This window comes from Microbispora sp. H10885 (assembly GCF_014161415.1).
In the GTDB taxonomy this organism is placed as follows: Bacteria; Actinomycetota; Actinomycetes; order Streptosporangiales; family Streptosporangiaceae; genus Microbispora; species Microbispora triticiradicis.
The window spans coordinates 311,172-325,308 of sequence record NZ_JABBWY010000010.1; the positions used below are offsets into that span (position 1 = coordinate 311,172).

Below are 14,137 nucleotides of genomic sequence, written 5' to 3' on the forward strand. Positions count from 1 at the left end.
CCCACCCTAGGGACCGGAGGTGTGCTCCGGTCTGTCGATCCACCTCCCTGACGGCTCCGGGTGACGAGCGCCGGAGGCCCCGGCCCGACCGGTCGCTCACTGCGGAGTGTTCCACTCACTTCGGTGCGTCACAACCGATTCATGGCAAGGCAACCAGCTGTGAACGCTTCGTTATTTTTCGTGATCCTTGCCTTGTGACTGCTGTGACTGGTGGGGTCAATGATCCAAAAGTCGACAAAAAGGAAAGAAGCTGCGCCATGATGGGCCCTGCCCCGCCCATGAACCACCAGGAGTCGCCATGGCGCGTCCGATCGTCGGCATCACCACCTACCTCGAGGCCGCGCGCTGGGGGACGTGGGTCCGTGAGGCCGCGGTGTCGCCGCACGCGTACGCGCGGGCGGTGGAGAAGGCGGGCGGCGCGCCCGTCCTGCTGCCGCCGCTGAGCCCGGTGTCCGCCGGCGATCACGTGCGCCGCCTGGACGCCGTCATCCTCGCCGGCGGCGTCGACGTCGATCCCGCGCTGTACGGCGAGGCCTCCGCCGCGGAGCCGGACGACGGCGACGGGCTCGCCGCGCCGCAGCCGCACCGCGACCGCTTCGAGGTGGCGCTCGCCCAGGCGGCGGTGGAGGGGGACGTGCCGCTGCTCGGGATCTCGCGCGGCCTGCACGTGCTCAACGTGGCGCAGGGCGGCACGCTGATCACCTCCCTGCCCGCGGCCGTGGGCCACGACCGGCACGAGACCGCGAAGCACGTCGTGACCATCAGCGTGACCAGCCGGCTGGGCAAGGCGGTGGGCGACCACGCCGAGGTGACCGGCGCGCACCGCCGGGCCGTACGGCGTCTCGGCACCGGCCTGCTCGCCGTGGCCTGGGCGGACGACCAGATCGTCGAGGGCGTCGAGCTCCAGGGGCACCGTTTCGCCGTCGGCGTCCAGTGGCACCCCGAGCGCGGTGCGGACAACCGCCTCATCGAGGCACTGGTGGACGCCGCCCGCCCCTGATTACCCTGCGGGCATGGCATTGCATCCCCAGGCCGCGGCCTACCTCGCGCTGTTCCCGTCGGACCTCGGCGCCGATCTCGCCTCCCTGACCCGCGAGCAGATCGCCGAAATGCGGACGATGGACGGGTTGGCCGAGCAGCGCGGGCCGAGGATCGACCTGCCGGTGGTCAGGGACGAGACGGTGGCCGGGGTCCCGGTCCGGATCTACCGCCCGGAGCCCGGGGAGCGCCCGCTGCCGGTGCTCGTCTACTTCCACGGCGGCGGCTGGGTCTTCGGCAGCGTCGAGCGCAACGACCCTCTCGCGCGGGATCTCGCCGCGCGCACCGGCGCCGTCGTGGTCTCGGTGGACTACCGCCTCGCGCCCGAGGATCCGTTCCCGGCGGCGGCCGACGACGCCTTCGCGGTGGTCCGCGACGTGCACGCCCGGCCCGGCTTCTACGGCGGCGACGCCGGCAGGGTCGCGGTCGTCGGCGACAGCGCCGGCGGCAACCTCGCGGCCGTGGCCGCGTGGCTCGCCAGGGACGCGGGCCTCCATCTCTCCCACCAGGTGCTGATCTACCCGGTCGTCGACGTCGCGTGCGACACGCCCAGCTACCGGGCGAACGCGAAGGGGTTCGGGCTGGAGGCGGCGGAGATGAGGTGGTTCGTCGAGCAGTACGCGGGCGGCGCCGATCCGCGCGACCCCCGTCTGGCGCCGCTCCACCTGCCGGACAAGTCGGGTCTCGCGCCCGCGACGGTGATCACGGCCGAGTACGACCCGCTGTGCGACGAGGGCGCGGCCTACGCGCGGGCGCTCGCGGAGGCCGGGGTGCCGGTGGAGCACCGGTCCTTCGAGGGCGCGCTGCACGGCTTCCTCGGCCTGCCCGGGTTCTTCGACCAGGCGGTCGAGGGCCGCGAGTTCCTCGCGGCGCGCCTCAAGGAGGCGTTCGCGTGACCCGCGCGCGGGCGCTCAGAAGCTTCTCGGCAGGCCGAGAACCTGGGTGGCCAGGTGGTTCAGCAGCAGTTCCTCGGTGACCGGGGCGATCCTGCCGATCCTGGCGTCGGCGAGCAGCCGGGCCACGGGATACTCCAGCGAGTAGGCCATGCCGCCGTGGGTCTGGAACGCGGCGTCCGCCGCGTCCCACGCGGCCCGCGAGGCGGCCAGCTTGGCGATGTTGGCCTCGGTGCCGCAGGGCAGCCCGTTGTCGAAGGACCAGGCCGCCTTGTACAGCATCAGCCTGGCCAGCTCGATCTCGGCCTTGACCCGCGCCAGCGGGAACGCGACGGCCTGGTTCGCGCCGATGGGCCGGCCGAAGACCTCCCGCTGCTTCGCGTAGTCCACGCCCACCCGCAACGCCACCTCGGCCGCGCCGAGCGCGCTCGCGGCCAGCAGGATGCGCTCGGGGTTCAGCACGTCCCACAGCACGGCGACGCCCCGGTCCACCTCGCCGAGCACGCTGGACGCGGGCAGCCGCAGGTCGTCGATGAAGACCATGTTGGACGGCGTGGTGTTCGCGCCCATCTTGGGGATGGGCCGGTAGGTCAGGCTGCCCGCCCGCACCGCCTCGGGCACGTCGACCAGGAACACCGTCAGCCCGTCGGTGCGGGGCCGGGCCCGCTCCGCCGGGATCGTCCGGGTGACCAGCAGCATCCGGGCGGCCCGCTGCACCCCGGTGATCCAGACCTTCTGGCCGTTCACCACGAAGTCCGAGCCGTCGCGGCGGGCGAAGGTCGAGATCGCCAGTGAGTTGGATCCGGCGTCGGGCTCGGTCAGCGCGAAGCAGGTCTCCATCTCGCCCGTCGCCAGCTTCGGCAGCAGGGCGGCTCTCTGCTCGGCCGAGCCGTGCCTGGCCAGCGTCAGCGCCCCGAACCCCGGCGTCAGCACGTACATGAACGCCGAGCCCCCGGCCGAGCCGGAGGCCGACAGGGTCTCGGTGGCCACCGCGAGTTCGAGCAGGCCCTGGCCCGCCCCGCCGTACTCCTCCGGGACGGCCAGGCCGAGCCAGCCGCCCTTGGCGAGCTCCGCCCACACCTCCTCCGGCCAGCGCTTCTCCGCCTCGCAGCGCTGCCAGTAGTCCATGTCGTACCGTGCGCAGACGTCCGCGACACCGCGCCGCACCGCCTGCGCGCTCTCCGGCAGGGTGAAGTCCATGCCGTCACTGTAGAGCCGTCACCGGAGAACGGCGCTCGCCCGCGGGCGGCGGGCGTGGTAGACGAAGGCGGGCGGCAGGTTGCGCCACACGGTGCGGCCCGCCACCACCTCCTCGAAGGAGGCCGTCAGGGCGCGGCGGAAGCGCAGCGCCGCGGGCAGCGCGCGGGCGTGGACGTAGGAGAAGGTCGTGAACGCGCCGCCCGGATCGAGTGCGGCGACCGCCGCGCGCAGCAGCCCGGCCTGGTGGCCCGGGGAGAACGCCGCCCAGGGCAGCCCGCTGACGATCACGTCGGCCGCGGCCAGTCCCCGCTCGGCGAGCAGGGCGGGCAGGTCCGCGGCGCTGCCGACGACCAGGTCGACCCCCGGGTGACGGGCCGAGAGCCGCCCGGCCAGGAGCGGGTTGATCTCGACGGCCAGATGCCGTCCCCGTCCCGCGAGCCGCCGCTGGATCTCGGCGGTGAAGGGCCCGGTGCCCGGTCCGAGTTCCACCACGACGGGCTCGCCCCCCTCGGGCACCGGTGCGCACACCGCCCGCGACAACCGCCGCGAACTGGGCGCGACCGCTCCCGTGGCGGCCGGGGAGCGCAGGAACTGGCCGAGGAGAACCGCTGACTCACTGTTCATGCCGGTCACGCTAGGGCGCGCCACCGCCCCTGCCCGCCCGCAGTACGGGCCGACCTGGCGGCCGGTCGGCGCACGGAGGGCGGCCAGAAGGAGGAGGCGCGGTCCTCCGGCCGGAGGACCGCCACCGCCCCGGGAGTTCGGTAGCGTTCCCCCATGCGGCGGCCCTTTTCGCGTGGCCCGGTCCTCGACGTGTTCCTCGCGGTGAGCGGGACCGGCCTCGACGTGCTGGTCAGCGCGGGAACCTGGACGGGCCGCAGCGGTCCGGCCCCGGTGTGGGTGGGGCTGGGACTCGCGCTGCTGGCCGGGCTGCCGATGGGGCTGGTGCGCCGATGGCCCGGCCCGGTGGCCGTCTACCTGGCCGCGCTGCTGGTGGGCTGCGACCAGCTCGGCGCGTTCACCGTCAACACCGTCCAGATCCTGCTGCCCATCGCGGTGGGCGTGCTGGCCCGGGGGCGCGGGTGGGGCTGGACGGCGCCGGTGGCCGTGCTCGCCTGCGTCGCGACGGCCGTGAACCTCGCCGACCCCGGCATCGCGCTCACCGCGAACACGTGGTTCTACTCGGCCGGCCTGATCGCCGCCCCGGTGCTGATCGGCGGTTATCTGCGTACGCAGGAGGGGCGGCGCAGGGAGGACCCGGCCCCGCTGCTCGACCTTCTCCTCGCCAGCGGCGGGGTGGCGCTGGCGGTGCTCACCACCTGGCCGTACTGGCACAGCGGGGTGCCGCCGGTGTGGGCGGTCGCGCTCGGGGTGATGCTCGCGGGGCTCGCGCTGGGCGTCGTGCGGCACCTGCCCGGCGCGGTCCTGCTGCTGGAGAGCCTCACGCTGGTCGTCGCCGACCAGTACGTCCCGAGGACCGGCAACAGCCTGCAACTGCTCGCCCTGGTGGCACTCGGCGTGTTCGCGACCCGGGCCGCCTGGCCGTGGCTCGCCGCGGCGTACGCGCTGACCTGCTCGGTCTCCGCCGTCGTGACCGTGGACGACCCCGCCGACGTCACCCCGTTCCGGGTGGTGGCGCTGATGACGATGGTGACCGCCCCGGTGGCCATCGGCCGCTACGTCGGCGCGCGGCAGGCGCAGGCCAGGCACGCGGCCGAGCTGGCCGCCGAGCGGGCCAGGGCCGGGCGGCTGGCCGAGCGGGAGCGGATCGCCCGCGAGGTCCACGACATCGTGGCCCACCATGTGGGGGCGATGGTCCTGCGGGCGAGCGCGGCCCAGTACGCCGGGGCGGACGGCCCGGCCGCCGAGGCGCTGGACGACATCCGGGAGACCGGGCACCGCGTCCTGGAGGACCTGCGCGGCCTGCTCACCGTGCTGCGCGATCCCGCCGAGGCGCTGCGCGACGACCTCCCGCTCGCGGACATGCTCGCCGACCCCGGCGACGTGCTGCGGGACGCCGTGGCGCGGATGTCGGCGGCCGGCCTGCACGTCGACCTGCGGCAGTCGCCCGAGGCGTGCCTGGCCCCGCTGGTGCTGCGCGCGGCGGCGGCCAGGATCGTCCAGGAAGGGCTCACCAACGTGCTGAAACACGCGGGGCCCGGCGCCCGCGCCGAGGTCGGCGTGCGGACGCGCGAGGGCGCGCTGGAGGTGGAGGTCCGCAACGGCCCGGGCCCGGCCCGCCCGCCGGAGGCGCTGCCGTCCAACGGCCAGGGCATCGCGGGCATGCGGGAGCGGGCCCGCGCCTTCGGGGGGCGCGTCACCGCCGGCCCGGCGGGGGACGGCGGGTGGCGGCTGACCGCCTCGCTGCCCATCCCGCCCCAGGGTGCGTGTGAGAGCCCGCCCGACCACTGCGTGAGAGGGAGGTTCGCGTGATCCGCGTCGTCGTCGCCGATGACCAGGCCCTCGTTCGGGCCGGCGTCCGGATGATGCTGGAGGCGGCGGGGGACATGGAGGTGTGCGGCGAGGCCGCCGACGGCGCCGAGGCCGTACGGCTGGCCGAGCGGCACCACCCCGACGTCGTGCTGATGGACCTGCGCATGCCGCGCGTCGACGGGCTGGAGGCCACCCGCAGGATCCTCGCCGCCCGGCCGTCCGCGCGGATCGTCGTGCTCACCACGTTCTCCGAGGACGAGGACCTCTACGCCGCGCTGGGCGCGGGCGCGCTCGGTTTCCTGGTCAAGGACGACCCGCCCGCCCACATGGTCGAGGCCGTGCGGCGGGCCGCGGCGGGGGAGCCCCCGCTCGCGCCATCGGTGCTGCGGCGGGTCGTCGAGCGGGCCCTGGCCGCCGAGCGGCAGGCGCTGCCGCCGCCGGCGGCCCTGACCGAGCGCGAGTCGCAGGTGCTGACGCTGATCGGCGTGGGCCTGTCCAACGCCGAGATCGCCGGGCGGTTGCACGTGGGCGTCACGACCGTGAAGAGCCACGTCGCCGCCATCACCGAGAAGCTGGGCCTGCGCAACCGCACGCAGGCGGCGGTGATGGCGCACCGATTCGGGCTGGTGGACGCCGCCTTCACCCCCGTGGCTCCTCCGCGGAACGCCCGGGACACCGGTATGTAGGTGTCCCCGCGGTCCCTGCCGGTGATCGACCACAAGCGACCGTTTAGCCGTTCCCAAGGTCGTGCGAAGCGGGCATCGAGAAGGCCCTCCTAACGTCTGTGTCCGGCGCCCGATCGGGCGCCGTCACATCGGAGAACGCGCCGTCCCCGGGCGGCGGGAGGGATCACAATGTCCAAGATCAGAATTGACGACATCGCGGCGGCCGGGCCGGAGCTCGACGAGGGAGACCTCCGCCTCGTCAACGGCGGCCGGAAGTTCGAGTGGTCGAGCCAGGTCATGACCCCGGACGGCACCGTCGACGCCAAGGACCTCGACTTCTGAGCGACCGCTTCCGAGTGACCGCGCGGGGCGCCCTTCCGGCGCCCCGCGCCCGATCGGGAAGCCAGACCAGGAAGAGCGAAAGATGTCCGGCGAAATACTCATCCTCACGATCGACGGAGACTCCCATGCGGAGCACGTGGCCCGTCTGCTTGCCGCGCGGGGGGTGGAAGCGGTCGTCTTCGACCCGGCCGGCTATCCGGTCCGCGCGGTGCTCGACGCGGTCTACCACCGTGACGGGCGGGTGCGGCGGCGGCTGCGCACGGAGAAGGCGGACGTCGATCTCGACCGTCTGACGGCGTTGTGGTTCCGCCGTCCCCAGGCTCCCGTCGCGCATCCCGAGATCGCCGACCCGGTGGCACGTGCCCACATGGAGCAGGAGTGCGCGGTGTTCGCCGGGGACCTGTGGGAGCAGCTCGACTGCCGCATGATCCCCGCGCCCAGGGAACGGGTGAGGCTGGCCCAGCGCAAGTCGTCACAGCTGGCCCTGGCCGGTCGCCTCGGATTCGAGCTGCCGGACACGCTGATCACCAACGACCCCGACGAGTTCCTGGACTTCTACAACCGGCACCAGGGCCGCGTCATCACCAAGCCCCTGGGCGTTCCCGCCGGCTCCCGCGCCGACGGGGAGGGCGTGGCCCGGATGTCGGAACCGGTGTCCACCCGGGATGTGACGTACGCGGACGCGATCAGGTTCGGCCCGGTGGTCGTCCAGGAGTACGTGCCCAAGCGGGTCGAACTGCGGGTGACCGTCGTGGGGCGGGCCGTCTTCGCGGCGGAGATCCACTCGCAGGAGAGCAATCACACGAGGCTCGACTGGCGCCGCTACGACCCGGGCGGCACCCGCCACGAGGTGCACGAGCTGCCGCCGGAGGTGGCCGAGCGCTGCCTGCGGATCGTGCGGCGGCTCGGCCTGCGCTACGGAGCGATCGATCTCATCCTCACCCCCGACGGGCGTTACGTCTTCCTCGAAGTCAACCCCAGTGGCCAGTGGCTCTGGATCGAGAAGGCCACGGGCCTGCCGATCGGCGCGGCGCTGTGTGATCTGTTGATGTACGGCACGGTCGGAGAGGAGACCGCGCATGTTGCCGGACGCCCTTGAAACCCTCCGCGGCCTGGACGGTCTCGACCCGTCCGAGGCCCAGGAACGCCTGAGTGAGCTGCGGGAGCGCCATCCCGGCGTGCGCTTCCGGCTGCTGTGGCAGCGGGAGGACTACGACGACTCGCTCCACTACGACCTTCTGATCAAACGGCCGGGGGAGGGGACGGTGTCGCTGTCCTGGTGCCCCGACCGCGCCCTGCCCTGGCCCCTGCGGGGCGTGCAGCGGGCCGGCGAGATGCTGCTGCTGCGGATCGACGGAGTCGGGGTCAAGGTGGTCGACGCGGTCGCCTGGCTCGACTTCCTGTGGGACGAGACCCGGCTGGTGGACCGGGTCGTCGCCGCCGCCCTCGTCCAGGCGGAGCTGGAGGAGGCGCCGGTGGAGCTCTCCGACCACGAGATCCAGGAGGCGGTGGACGCGTTCCGGCGCGCCCGGGGACTGCTCACCGCGGAACGGACACGTGAGTGGATGGACCGCCGCTCCCTCACCGTGGTGGACCTCCAGGAGCTGGTCGCGGGGGAGGTGGCCGCCGCCCGCGTCCGCGAGCGGGTGACGGCCGGACGGGTCGAGCCGTACTTCGAGGAGCACCGGGAGGAGTTCGGCACGGCCCGGGTCGCCCGCCTCACCTTTCCCGGCTCCGAGGCGGCCCGGCGGGCGGCGGCCGAGATCGACGCCGGCGCCGGCTTCTTCGCGCTGGCGGAGCGGACGCGCGGCGCCCGGCTGGTCGTCGAGGACGTGCCCGCGGCCGAGATAGGCACCGCCCGCCCCGGCGACGTCGTCTCGCCCGCCCCGGACGTCCTGCTCAAGGTGATCTCCGTGGTCGGCGCCGAGCTCGACGCGGACACGCGCCGCCGCGTCGAACGGCGGGTCTTCGACCTGTGGATCGACGAACGCCGCCGGGCCGCGAAGATCGAATGGTTCTGGGGAACCACGGCGCGGACCGGCACGCGGTGAGCGGACGGATCTTCCGCGCCGAGGCGCTGCGCCGCCATGCCGCCCCGCCGTCCGCCACGGCCGCCGTCAAGGAGGTCGGCGGCCGTGCCCTCGTCCTGCTCTGGTGCGCGGTCGCGGTGCTCACCTCGGGGCTGGCCGTTCTCACCGCTCTGGTCCTGAGGGGTGGCGGGTGAGACGGGTCCCGGTCTTCCTGCAGAACTCGGCGACGGAGTGCGGCGCGGCCTGCCTGGCCGTGATCCTGTCCTTCCACGGCCACCGCACCACCGTGCAGGAGGTCACCGACCACCTCCAGGTGGGCAGGGACGGCCTGAGCGCGCTGGCCGTCGTCCGCGCCGCGCGGGAGTTCGGCCTCAAGGCCAGGGCGTTCTCGCTGGAGCCGGCCGACCTCGGGCGGGTGCCCATGCCCGCGATCGTCCACTGGGAGTTCCAGCACTTCGTGGTGGTGGAGCGGTGGACCCCCGACCACGTGGACATCGTGGACCCCGCCCAGGGACGCAGGCGGCTCACGCCCGCCGAGTTCGACGCCGGGTTCACCGGCGTGCTGCTGGCGTTCGAGCCGGAGCCGGGGTTCCGCCGCGTGCGGTCCGGCGCGGCGCGGGCGTGGCGGCGCGACTTCCTGCGCGCCCTGGTGTTCCGCAGGAAGGGCCTGCTCACCCAGGTGCTCGCGGCCTCGGTGCTGCTCCAGGTGCTCGGCCTGGGGCTCGCGACGGCGTTCCAGGTCGTCGTCGACCGGATCCTCCCGCGCGGGGACTCCGGGCTTCTCGCCCTCCTCGGCGTGGCCGTGCTGGCCGCCGTGGTCACCCAGTTCGCGGTGGGCTACCTGCGTTCGGTGCTGCTCGTCGCGCTCCGCTCGCGCACCGACGGCGAGGTGACGCGGAATCTGGTGTCGCACCTTGTCGCACTGCCGTACCGGTACTTCGCGGTGCGCGGCAAGGGAGACCTGGTGAACCGGGCGAACAGCGTCATCGCCCTGCGCGAGACGCTGACCGGGCAGATTCTCTCGTCGTTGCTCGACGGGCCGCTCGCCCTGGTCTACCTGCTGCTCGTCTTCGCCCGAGACCCGGTCTTCGGCGCCTTCCTCGCGTTGCTCGCGGCAGGGCAGGCCGCCCTCCTGCTCGGCACCGCCCGCCGGGTGGGCGAGCTGACCAGACGCGAGCTGGCCGCCCTCGCCGTCACGCAGGGCCGGCTGATGGAGGCCGTCGGGGGCATCGAGACGCTCAAGGCGTCCGGGGCCGAGCCGCGGGCGATGCAGCGCTGGTCGGACCTGTTCGCCCGGCAGCTCGACGCCGACGTGCGGGGAGGGCTCGTCCGGGGGCTCGTCGAGGCGGCGCTCGGGGCGGTGCGCCTTCTCGCGCCGCTGGGGCTGCTGTGGGTGGGCGCGTGGCGGGTGCTCGACGGGTCGATGAGCCTCGGGACGCTGCTCGCGCTGAACGCCCTGGCCACCGCCGCGCTCACCCCGATCGGTTCGCTGATGACCAGCCTGCGCAGCCTTCAGCAGGCCGGGGCGCACTTCGACCGGCTGTCGGACATCCTCGCCTCCGAGCCCGAGCCGTCCACGGGGATCGAGGTGCTGCGGCTGCGCGGCGGCATCGAGCTGCGCGGGGTGTGCTTCCGCCACGACCCGCGCGGCCCGTGGACGCTGCGCGACGTCTCACTGGTCGTGCGGCCGGGGCAGAAGGTCGCGCTGGTCGGTCCCTCGGGGTCGGGCAAGAGCACGCTCGCCCGCCTGCTGCTCGCCCTGTACCAGCCGGCGGCCGGGGAGATCCGGTACGACGGCGTCCCCGCGGCCGAGCTCAACCCGCGGTCGCTGCGCCGCCAGTTCGGCGTGGTCACCCAGGACCCGTCGCTGTTCACCGGGACGATCCGGGAGAACATCGCGCTCAACCTCCCCGAGGCCGGCCTTGACCGGATCGCCGACGCGGCCCGGATCGCGGGCCTGCACGACGAGATCATGGCGATGCCGATGGGCTACGAGACGATCCTGGTCGAGGGCGGCGGCCTGTCGGGTGGACAGCGCCAGCGCCTCGCCCTGGCCCGCGCGCTGCTGCCCCGCCCCAGGGTGCTGCTGCTGGACGAGGCGACCAGCAACCTCGACAGCGCGACCGAGGCCGGCATCGAGGCGCGGCTGTCCCGCCTGACGCAGACCCGCATCGTGATCGCGCACCGGCTGAGCACGGTGCGGGACGCCGACCTGATCCTGGTCGTCGAGCGGGGCACGGTGGTGGAGCGGGGCACCCACGAGGAGCTGCTGGCCATGGGCGGGCGCTACACCCGGCTCGTCGCCGCGCAGACGGCCTCCGCCGCGGCCGCAGCTCCGCGGAACGGCCGGGATCCCGGCATGTAGGGTCTGGGGCGTGAACGCTGCCGAGGACCGGATCTGGACGGTTCCCAACCTGCTGAGCGCCCTGCGGCTGCTCGGCGTCCCCGTCTTCCTCTGGCTCGTGCTGGGGCCCCGGGCCGACGGATGGGCCGTCGCGCTGCTGATGCTCGCGGGGTTCAGCGACTGGCTCGACGGCAAGCTCGCCCGCGCGTGGAACCAGATCAGCAGGCTCGGCCGCCTGATCGACCCGCTCGCGGACCGGCTCTACATCCTCGCCACGCTGGTCGGCCTGGTCATCCGGGGCGTCATCCCCTGGTGGCTGGCGCTCGCGGTGCCGCTGCGCGACATCCTGCTGCTGTGGATGCCGCCCGTCCTGCGGCGGCACGGATACGGCCCCGCCCTGCCCGTCCACTTCCTCGGCAAGGCCGGCACCGCCGCCCTCATGTACGCGTTCCCGCTGCTGTTCCTCGCCTCCCACGAGGGCTGGTACGCCGAGATTAGTGCGATCTTCGGATGGGCCTTCGCCATCTGGGGAACTGGTCTGTATTGGTGGGCGGGGGTGTTGTATGTCGTACAGGTGCGCCAGCTAACGAAGGGGTGACCCGTGAAGGCCGTCGTCATGGCGGGCGGGGAGGGGACACGGCTGCGGCCGATGACCGCCAACCAGCCCAAGCCCCTGCTGCCCATCATCAACCGGCCGATCATGGAGCACGTGCTGCGGCTGCTCAGGCGGCACGGGTACACCGAGGTCGTGGTGACGGTGCAGTTCCTGGCCGCGCTCATCCGCAACTACTTCGGTGACGGCGACGAGCTCGGCGTGACCCTCCACTACGCCACGGAGGACGTCCCCCTCGGCACGGCGGGCAGCGTGAAGAACGCCGCCGACAAGCTCCGCGAGGACCGGTTCCTGGTGATCTCGGGCGACGCGCTCACCGACATCGACCTGACCGACATGCTCCGCTTCCACCGGGAGAACCGGGCGCTGGTCACGATCGGGCTCAAGCGCGTGCCCAACCCGCTGGAGTTCGGGATCATCATCGTCGACGAGCACGGCCGCATCCAGCGCTTCCTGGAGAAGCCGACCTGGGGGCAGGTGTTCTCCGACACGGTCAACACCGGCGTCTACATCATGGAGCCGTCGGTCCTCGACGAGATCGCCCCCGGCCAGCCGGTCGACTGGTCGTCCGACATCTTCCCCCGCCTGCTGGAGCGGGGCTGCCGGCTGTTCGGCTACGTCGCCGAGGGCTACTGGGAGGACGTCGGCACCCACGAGAGCTACCTCAAGGCGCAGGCCGACGTGCTGGAGGGCAAGGTCAAGGTCGACTTCGACGCCTTCGAGCTGGCCCCGGGCGTGTGGGCCGCCGAGGGCGCCTCCGTCGACCCCGAGGCGGTGCTCAAGGGGCCCCTCTACATCGGCGACTACGCCAAGGTCGAGGCCGGGGCCGAGCTGCGGGAGTACACCGTGCTCGGCAGCAACGCGGTGGTCAAGGAGGGCGCCTTCCTGCACCGCGCGGTGGTCAGCGACAACGTGTACGTCGGCCCCGCCGCGCACCTGCGCGGCTGCGTGATCGGCAAGAACACCGACGTCATGACCGGCGCCCGGATCGAGGAGAACGCCGTCGTCGGCGACGAGTGCGTCATCGAGGCCGAGGCGTACGTCTCCTCCGGGGTGAAGATCTACCCGTTCAAGACGATCGAGGCCGGCACGGTCGTCAACACCAGCGTGATCTGGGAGTCGCGCGGCCAGCGCAGCCTGTTCGGCCCCCGGGGCGTCTCCGGCCTGGTCAACGTGGAGATCACCCCCGAGCTGTGCGTACGGCTGGCCAGCGCGTACGCCACGACCCTGAAGAAGGGCGACACGGTGGTCACCGCCCGCGACGCCTCACGCGCGGCGCGGGCGCTGAAGCGCGCGGTGATCAGCGCGCTGAACTCCAGCGCGATCAACGTCGTCGACCTGGAGGCCGCCGCCCTGCCGGTGGCCCGGTTCAACACCTCCCGGGAGAACGTCAGGGGCGGCATCTTCCTGCGCACGACCGCGGGCGACCCGCAGAGCGTGGACATCGTGTTCATGGACGAGACGGGCTCGGACCTGTCGCAGGCGGCGCAGCGCAAGCTGGAGCGGGTCTTCACCCGGCAGGAGTACCGCCGGGCCTTCCCCGGCGAGATCGCCGAGCTGACGTTCCCGGCCAGGGCCGTCGACACCTACGCCAGGGAACTGCTGGCCTGCGTCGACATGTACGGCGTGAAGGACGCCGAGATGAAGGTCGTGGTCGACTGCGCCGGGGGCACGTCCTCGCTCGTGCTGCCCAGCCTGCTCGGCCGGGCCGGGGTCGACGTGCTGACCGTGAACAACCGCCTCGACGACGCCTCGCCCACCGAGACCCTCGCCGAGCGCCGCCGCGACCTGCAGCGCCTGGCGGACCTGGTCGCCTCCGCGCGGGCCGCCTTCGGCGTACGGTTCGACCCGGTGGGGGAGCGGGTCTCGCTGGTGGACGAGATGGGCCAGCTCATCAGTGAGGAGCGGGCGCTGCTCGTCGTGCTCGACCTGGTCGCGGCCGAGCGCCGCGGCGGCCGGGTGGCGCTGCCGGTGACCACGACCAGGGTGGCGGAGATGGTGTGCCGCTTCCACGGTGTGCAGGTCGACTGGACGGCTACCAGCCTCGACACGCTGACCCGGGCGGCCCGGCACCCTGACACGATCTTCGCGGGCGACGGGCGGGGCGGCTTCATCGTCCCGGAGTTCGGGCCGACCCTGGACGGCCTGGCCGTGTTCCTGCGCCTGCTCGGCCTGGTCGCGCGCACCCGGCTGTCGCTCAGCCAGATCGACGCCCGCATCCCCGAGGCCCGGCTGCTGAAGCGGACCGTGCCGACGCCGTGGGCGCACAAGGGGGCCGTGATGCGCTCGGTCGTCGAGGCCGCCGAGGGCCACCGCCTGGACACCACCGACGGCGTCCGCGTCGTGGAGGAGGACGGAAGCTGGGCGCTCGTGCTGCCCGACCCCGCCGAGGCCGTCACCCACCTGTGGGCCGAGGGGCACGACGTGGACGGCGCGCAGGCCCTCCTGGAACGCTGGGCCCACGTGGTCGAGCAGGCCGCCGGCTCCTGCTGACCCCCCGTCTCCCTCTTTCGTGATCAGGATGGGATGCTGGGGATGCATGTGTCGGGATGGACCTTGAACCTCCGTGGGCTGTAGCG

At 73.3% G+C, this 14,137-nt stretch carries 13 protein-coding genes; 11 read left to right on the top strand and 2 right to left on the bottom strand.

The genetic code is table 11. The features are described 5' to 3' along the window. The first annotated feature begins 298 nt into the window (after positions 1–298). A complete protein-coding gene (locus HHX37_RS26915) occupies positions 299–1,000 on the top strand; it encodes a gamma-glutamyl-gamma-aminobutyrate hydrolase family protein (protein ID WP_182887232.1) in 702 nt (233 codons plus the stop codon). Between the two features lie 13 nt (positions 1,001–1,013). Continuing rightward, positions 1,014–1,934: an alpha/beta hydrolase gene (locus HHX37_RS26920; RefSeq protein ID WP_182881074.1), complete on the top strand. Its 921-nt coding sequence runs from the start codon at positions 1,014–1,016 to the stop codon at positions 1,932–1,934. Between the two features lie 15 nt (positions 1,935–1,949). Here the strand turns inward: HHX37_RS26920 and HHX37_RS26925 are convergent, their stop codons facing one another. After that, positions 1,950–3,131, bottom strand: a complete 1,182-nt coding sequence (locus tag HHX37_RS26925; RefSeq protein ID WP_111698666.1) for an acyl-CoA dehydrogenase family protein — start codon at positions 3,129–3,131, stop codon at positions 1,950–1,952. An 18-nt stretch (positions 3,132–3,149) separates the two neighbouring features. Next, positions 3,150–3,755, bottom strand: a complete 606-nt coding sequence (locus HHX37_RS26930) for a class I SAM-dependent methyltransferase (RefSeq protein WP_182887233.1) — start codon at positions 3,753–3,755, stop codon at positions 3,150–3,152. Between the two features lie 153 nt (positions 3,756–3,908). Here HHX37_RS26930 and HHX37_RS26935 point away from each other — a divergent pair, with 153 nt between their 5' ends. The 9 genes from HHX37_RS26935 to HHX37_RS26975 all read left to right on the top strand — a co-directional run bounded on the left by HHX37_RS26935 (position 3,909) and on the right by HHX37_RS26975 (position 14,051). Continuing rightward, the gene (locus tag HHX37_RS26935; protein ID WP_182887234.1) at positions 3,909–5,564 is read left to right on the top strand and encodes a histidine kinase; all 1,656 of its coding nucleotides are present in this window, start codon (positions 3,909–3,911) and stop codon (positions 5,562–5,564) included. Next, positions 5,561–6,250 (top strand): response regulator, encoded by a 690-nt coding sequence (locus tag HHX37_RS26940; protein ID WP_182873474.1) that lies wholly within the window; start codon positions 5,561–5,563, stop codon positions 6,248–6,250. The genes HHX37_RS26935 and HHX37_RS26940 overlap by 4 nt, the downstream gene beginning before the upstream one ends. Before the next feature lie 168 nt (positions 6,251–6,418). Continuing rightward, positions 6,419–6,571: a putative ATP-grasp target RiPP gene (locus HHX37_RS26945; RefSeq protein ID WP_111698653.1), complete on the top strand. Its 153-nt coding sequence runs from the start codon at positions 6,419–6,421 to the stop codon at positions 6,569–6,571. 82 nt (positions 6,572–6,653) lie between these two features. Continuing rightward, positions 6,654–7,670 carry an MvdC/MvdD family ATP grasp protein gene (locus HHX37_RS26950; protein WP_182887235.1) on the top strand — a complete coding sequence of 339 codons (1,017 nt, stop codon included), beginning with the start codon at positions 6,654–6,656 and terminating at the stop codon, positions 7,668–7,670. Next, positions 7,651–8,622: a TIGR04500 family putative peptide maturation system protein gene (locus HHX37_RS26955; RefSeq protein ID WP_182887236.1), complete on the top strand. Its 972-nt coding sequence runs from the start codon at positions 7,651–7,653 to the stop codon at positions 8,620–8,622. The genes HHX37_RS26950 and HHX37_RS26955 overlap by 20 nt, the downstream gene beginning before the upstream one ends. Beyond that, entirely contained in the window at positions 8,619–8,795 is a 177-nt protein-coding gene (locus tag HHX37_RS26960) for a hypothetical protein (protein WP_182881069.1), read from the top strand. Before HHX37_RS26955 ends, HHX37_RS26960 begins: the two co-directional genes overlap by 4 nt. After that, positions 8,792–10,966: a peptidase domain-containing ABC transporter gene (locus HHX37_RS26965; protein WP_182887237.1), complete on the top strand. Its 2,175-nt coding sequence runs from the start codon at positions 8,792–8,794 to the stop codon at positions 10,964–10,966. Before HHX37_RS26960 ends, HHX37_RS26965 begins: the two co-directional genes overlap by 4 nt. A 10-nt stretch (positions 10,967–10,976) precedes the next feature. Next, entirely contained in the window at positions 10,977–11,543 is a 567-nt protein-coding gene (locus HHX37_RS26970; RefSeq protein WP_244301880.1) for a CDP-alcohol phosphatidyltransferase family protein, read from the top strand. Between the two features lie 3 nt (positions 11,544–11,546). Beyond that, positions 11,547–14,051 carry a mannose-1-phosphate guanyltransferase gene (locus HHX37_RS26975; protein ID WP_182887238.1) on the top strand — a complete coding sequence of 835 codons (2,505 nt, stop codon included), beginning with the start codon at positions 11,547–11,549 and terminating at the stop codon, positions 14,049–14,051. Positions 14,052–14,137: the final 86 nt, after the last annotated feature.

Excerpts from the sequence above, each read along its gene's own strand:
- HHX37_RS26915 (WP_182887232.1), top strand. The coding sequence starts at position 299 with ATGGCGCGTCCGATCGTCGGCATCACCACCTACCTCGAGGCCGCGCGC.
- HHX37_RS26920 (WP_182881074.1), top strand. The coding sequence starts at position 1,014 with ATGGCATTGCATCCCCAGGCCGCGGCCTACCTCGCGCTGTTCCCGTCG.
- HHX37_RS26925 (WP_111698666.1), bottom strand. The coding sequence starts at position 3,131 with ATGGACTTCACCCTGCCGGAGAGCGCGCAGGCGGTGCGGCGCGGTGTC.
- HHX37_RS26930 (WP_182887233.1), bottom strand. The coding sequence starts at position 3,755 with ATGAACAGTGAGTCAGCGGTTCTCCTCGGCCAGTTCCTGCGCTCCCCG.
- HHX37_RS26935 (WP_182887234.1), top strand. The coding sequence starts at position 3,909 with ATGCGGCGGCCCTTTTCGCGTGGCCCGGTCCTCGACGTGTTCCTCGCG.
- HHX37_RS26945 (WP_111698653.1), top strand. The coding sequence starts at position 6,419 with ATGTCCAAGATCAGAATTGACGACATCGCGGCGGCCGGGCCGGAGCTC.
- HHX37_RS26950 (WP_182887235.1), top strand. The coding sequence starts at position 6,654 with ATGTCCGGCGAAATACTCATCCTCACGATCGACGGAGACTCCCATGCG.
- HHX37_RS26955 (WP_182887236.1), top strand. The coding sequence starts at position 7,651 with ATGTTGCCGGACGCCCTTGAAACCCTCCGCGGCCTGGACGGTCTCGAC.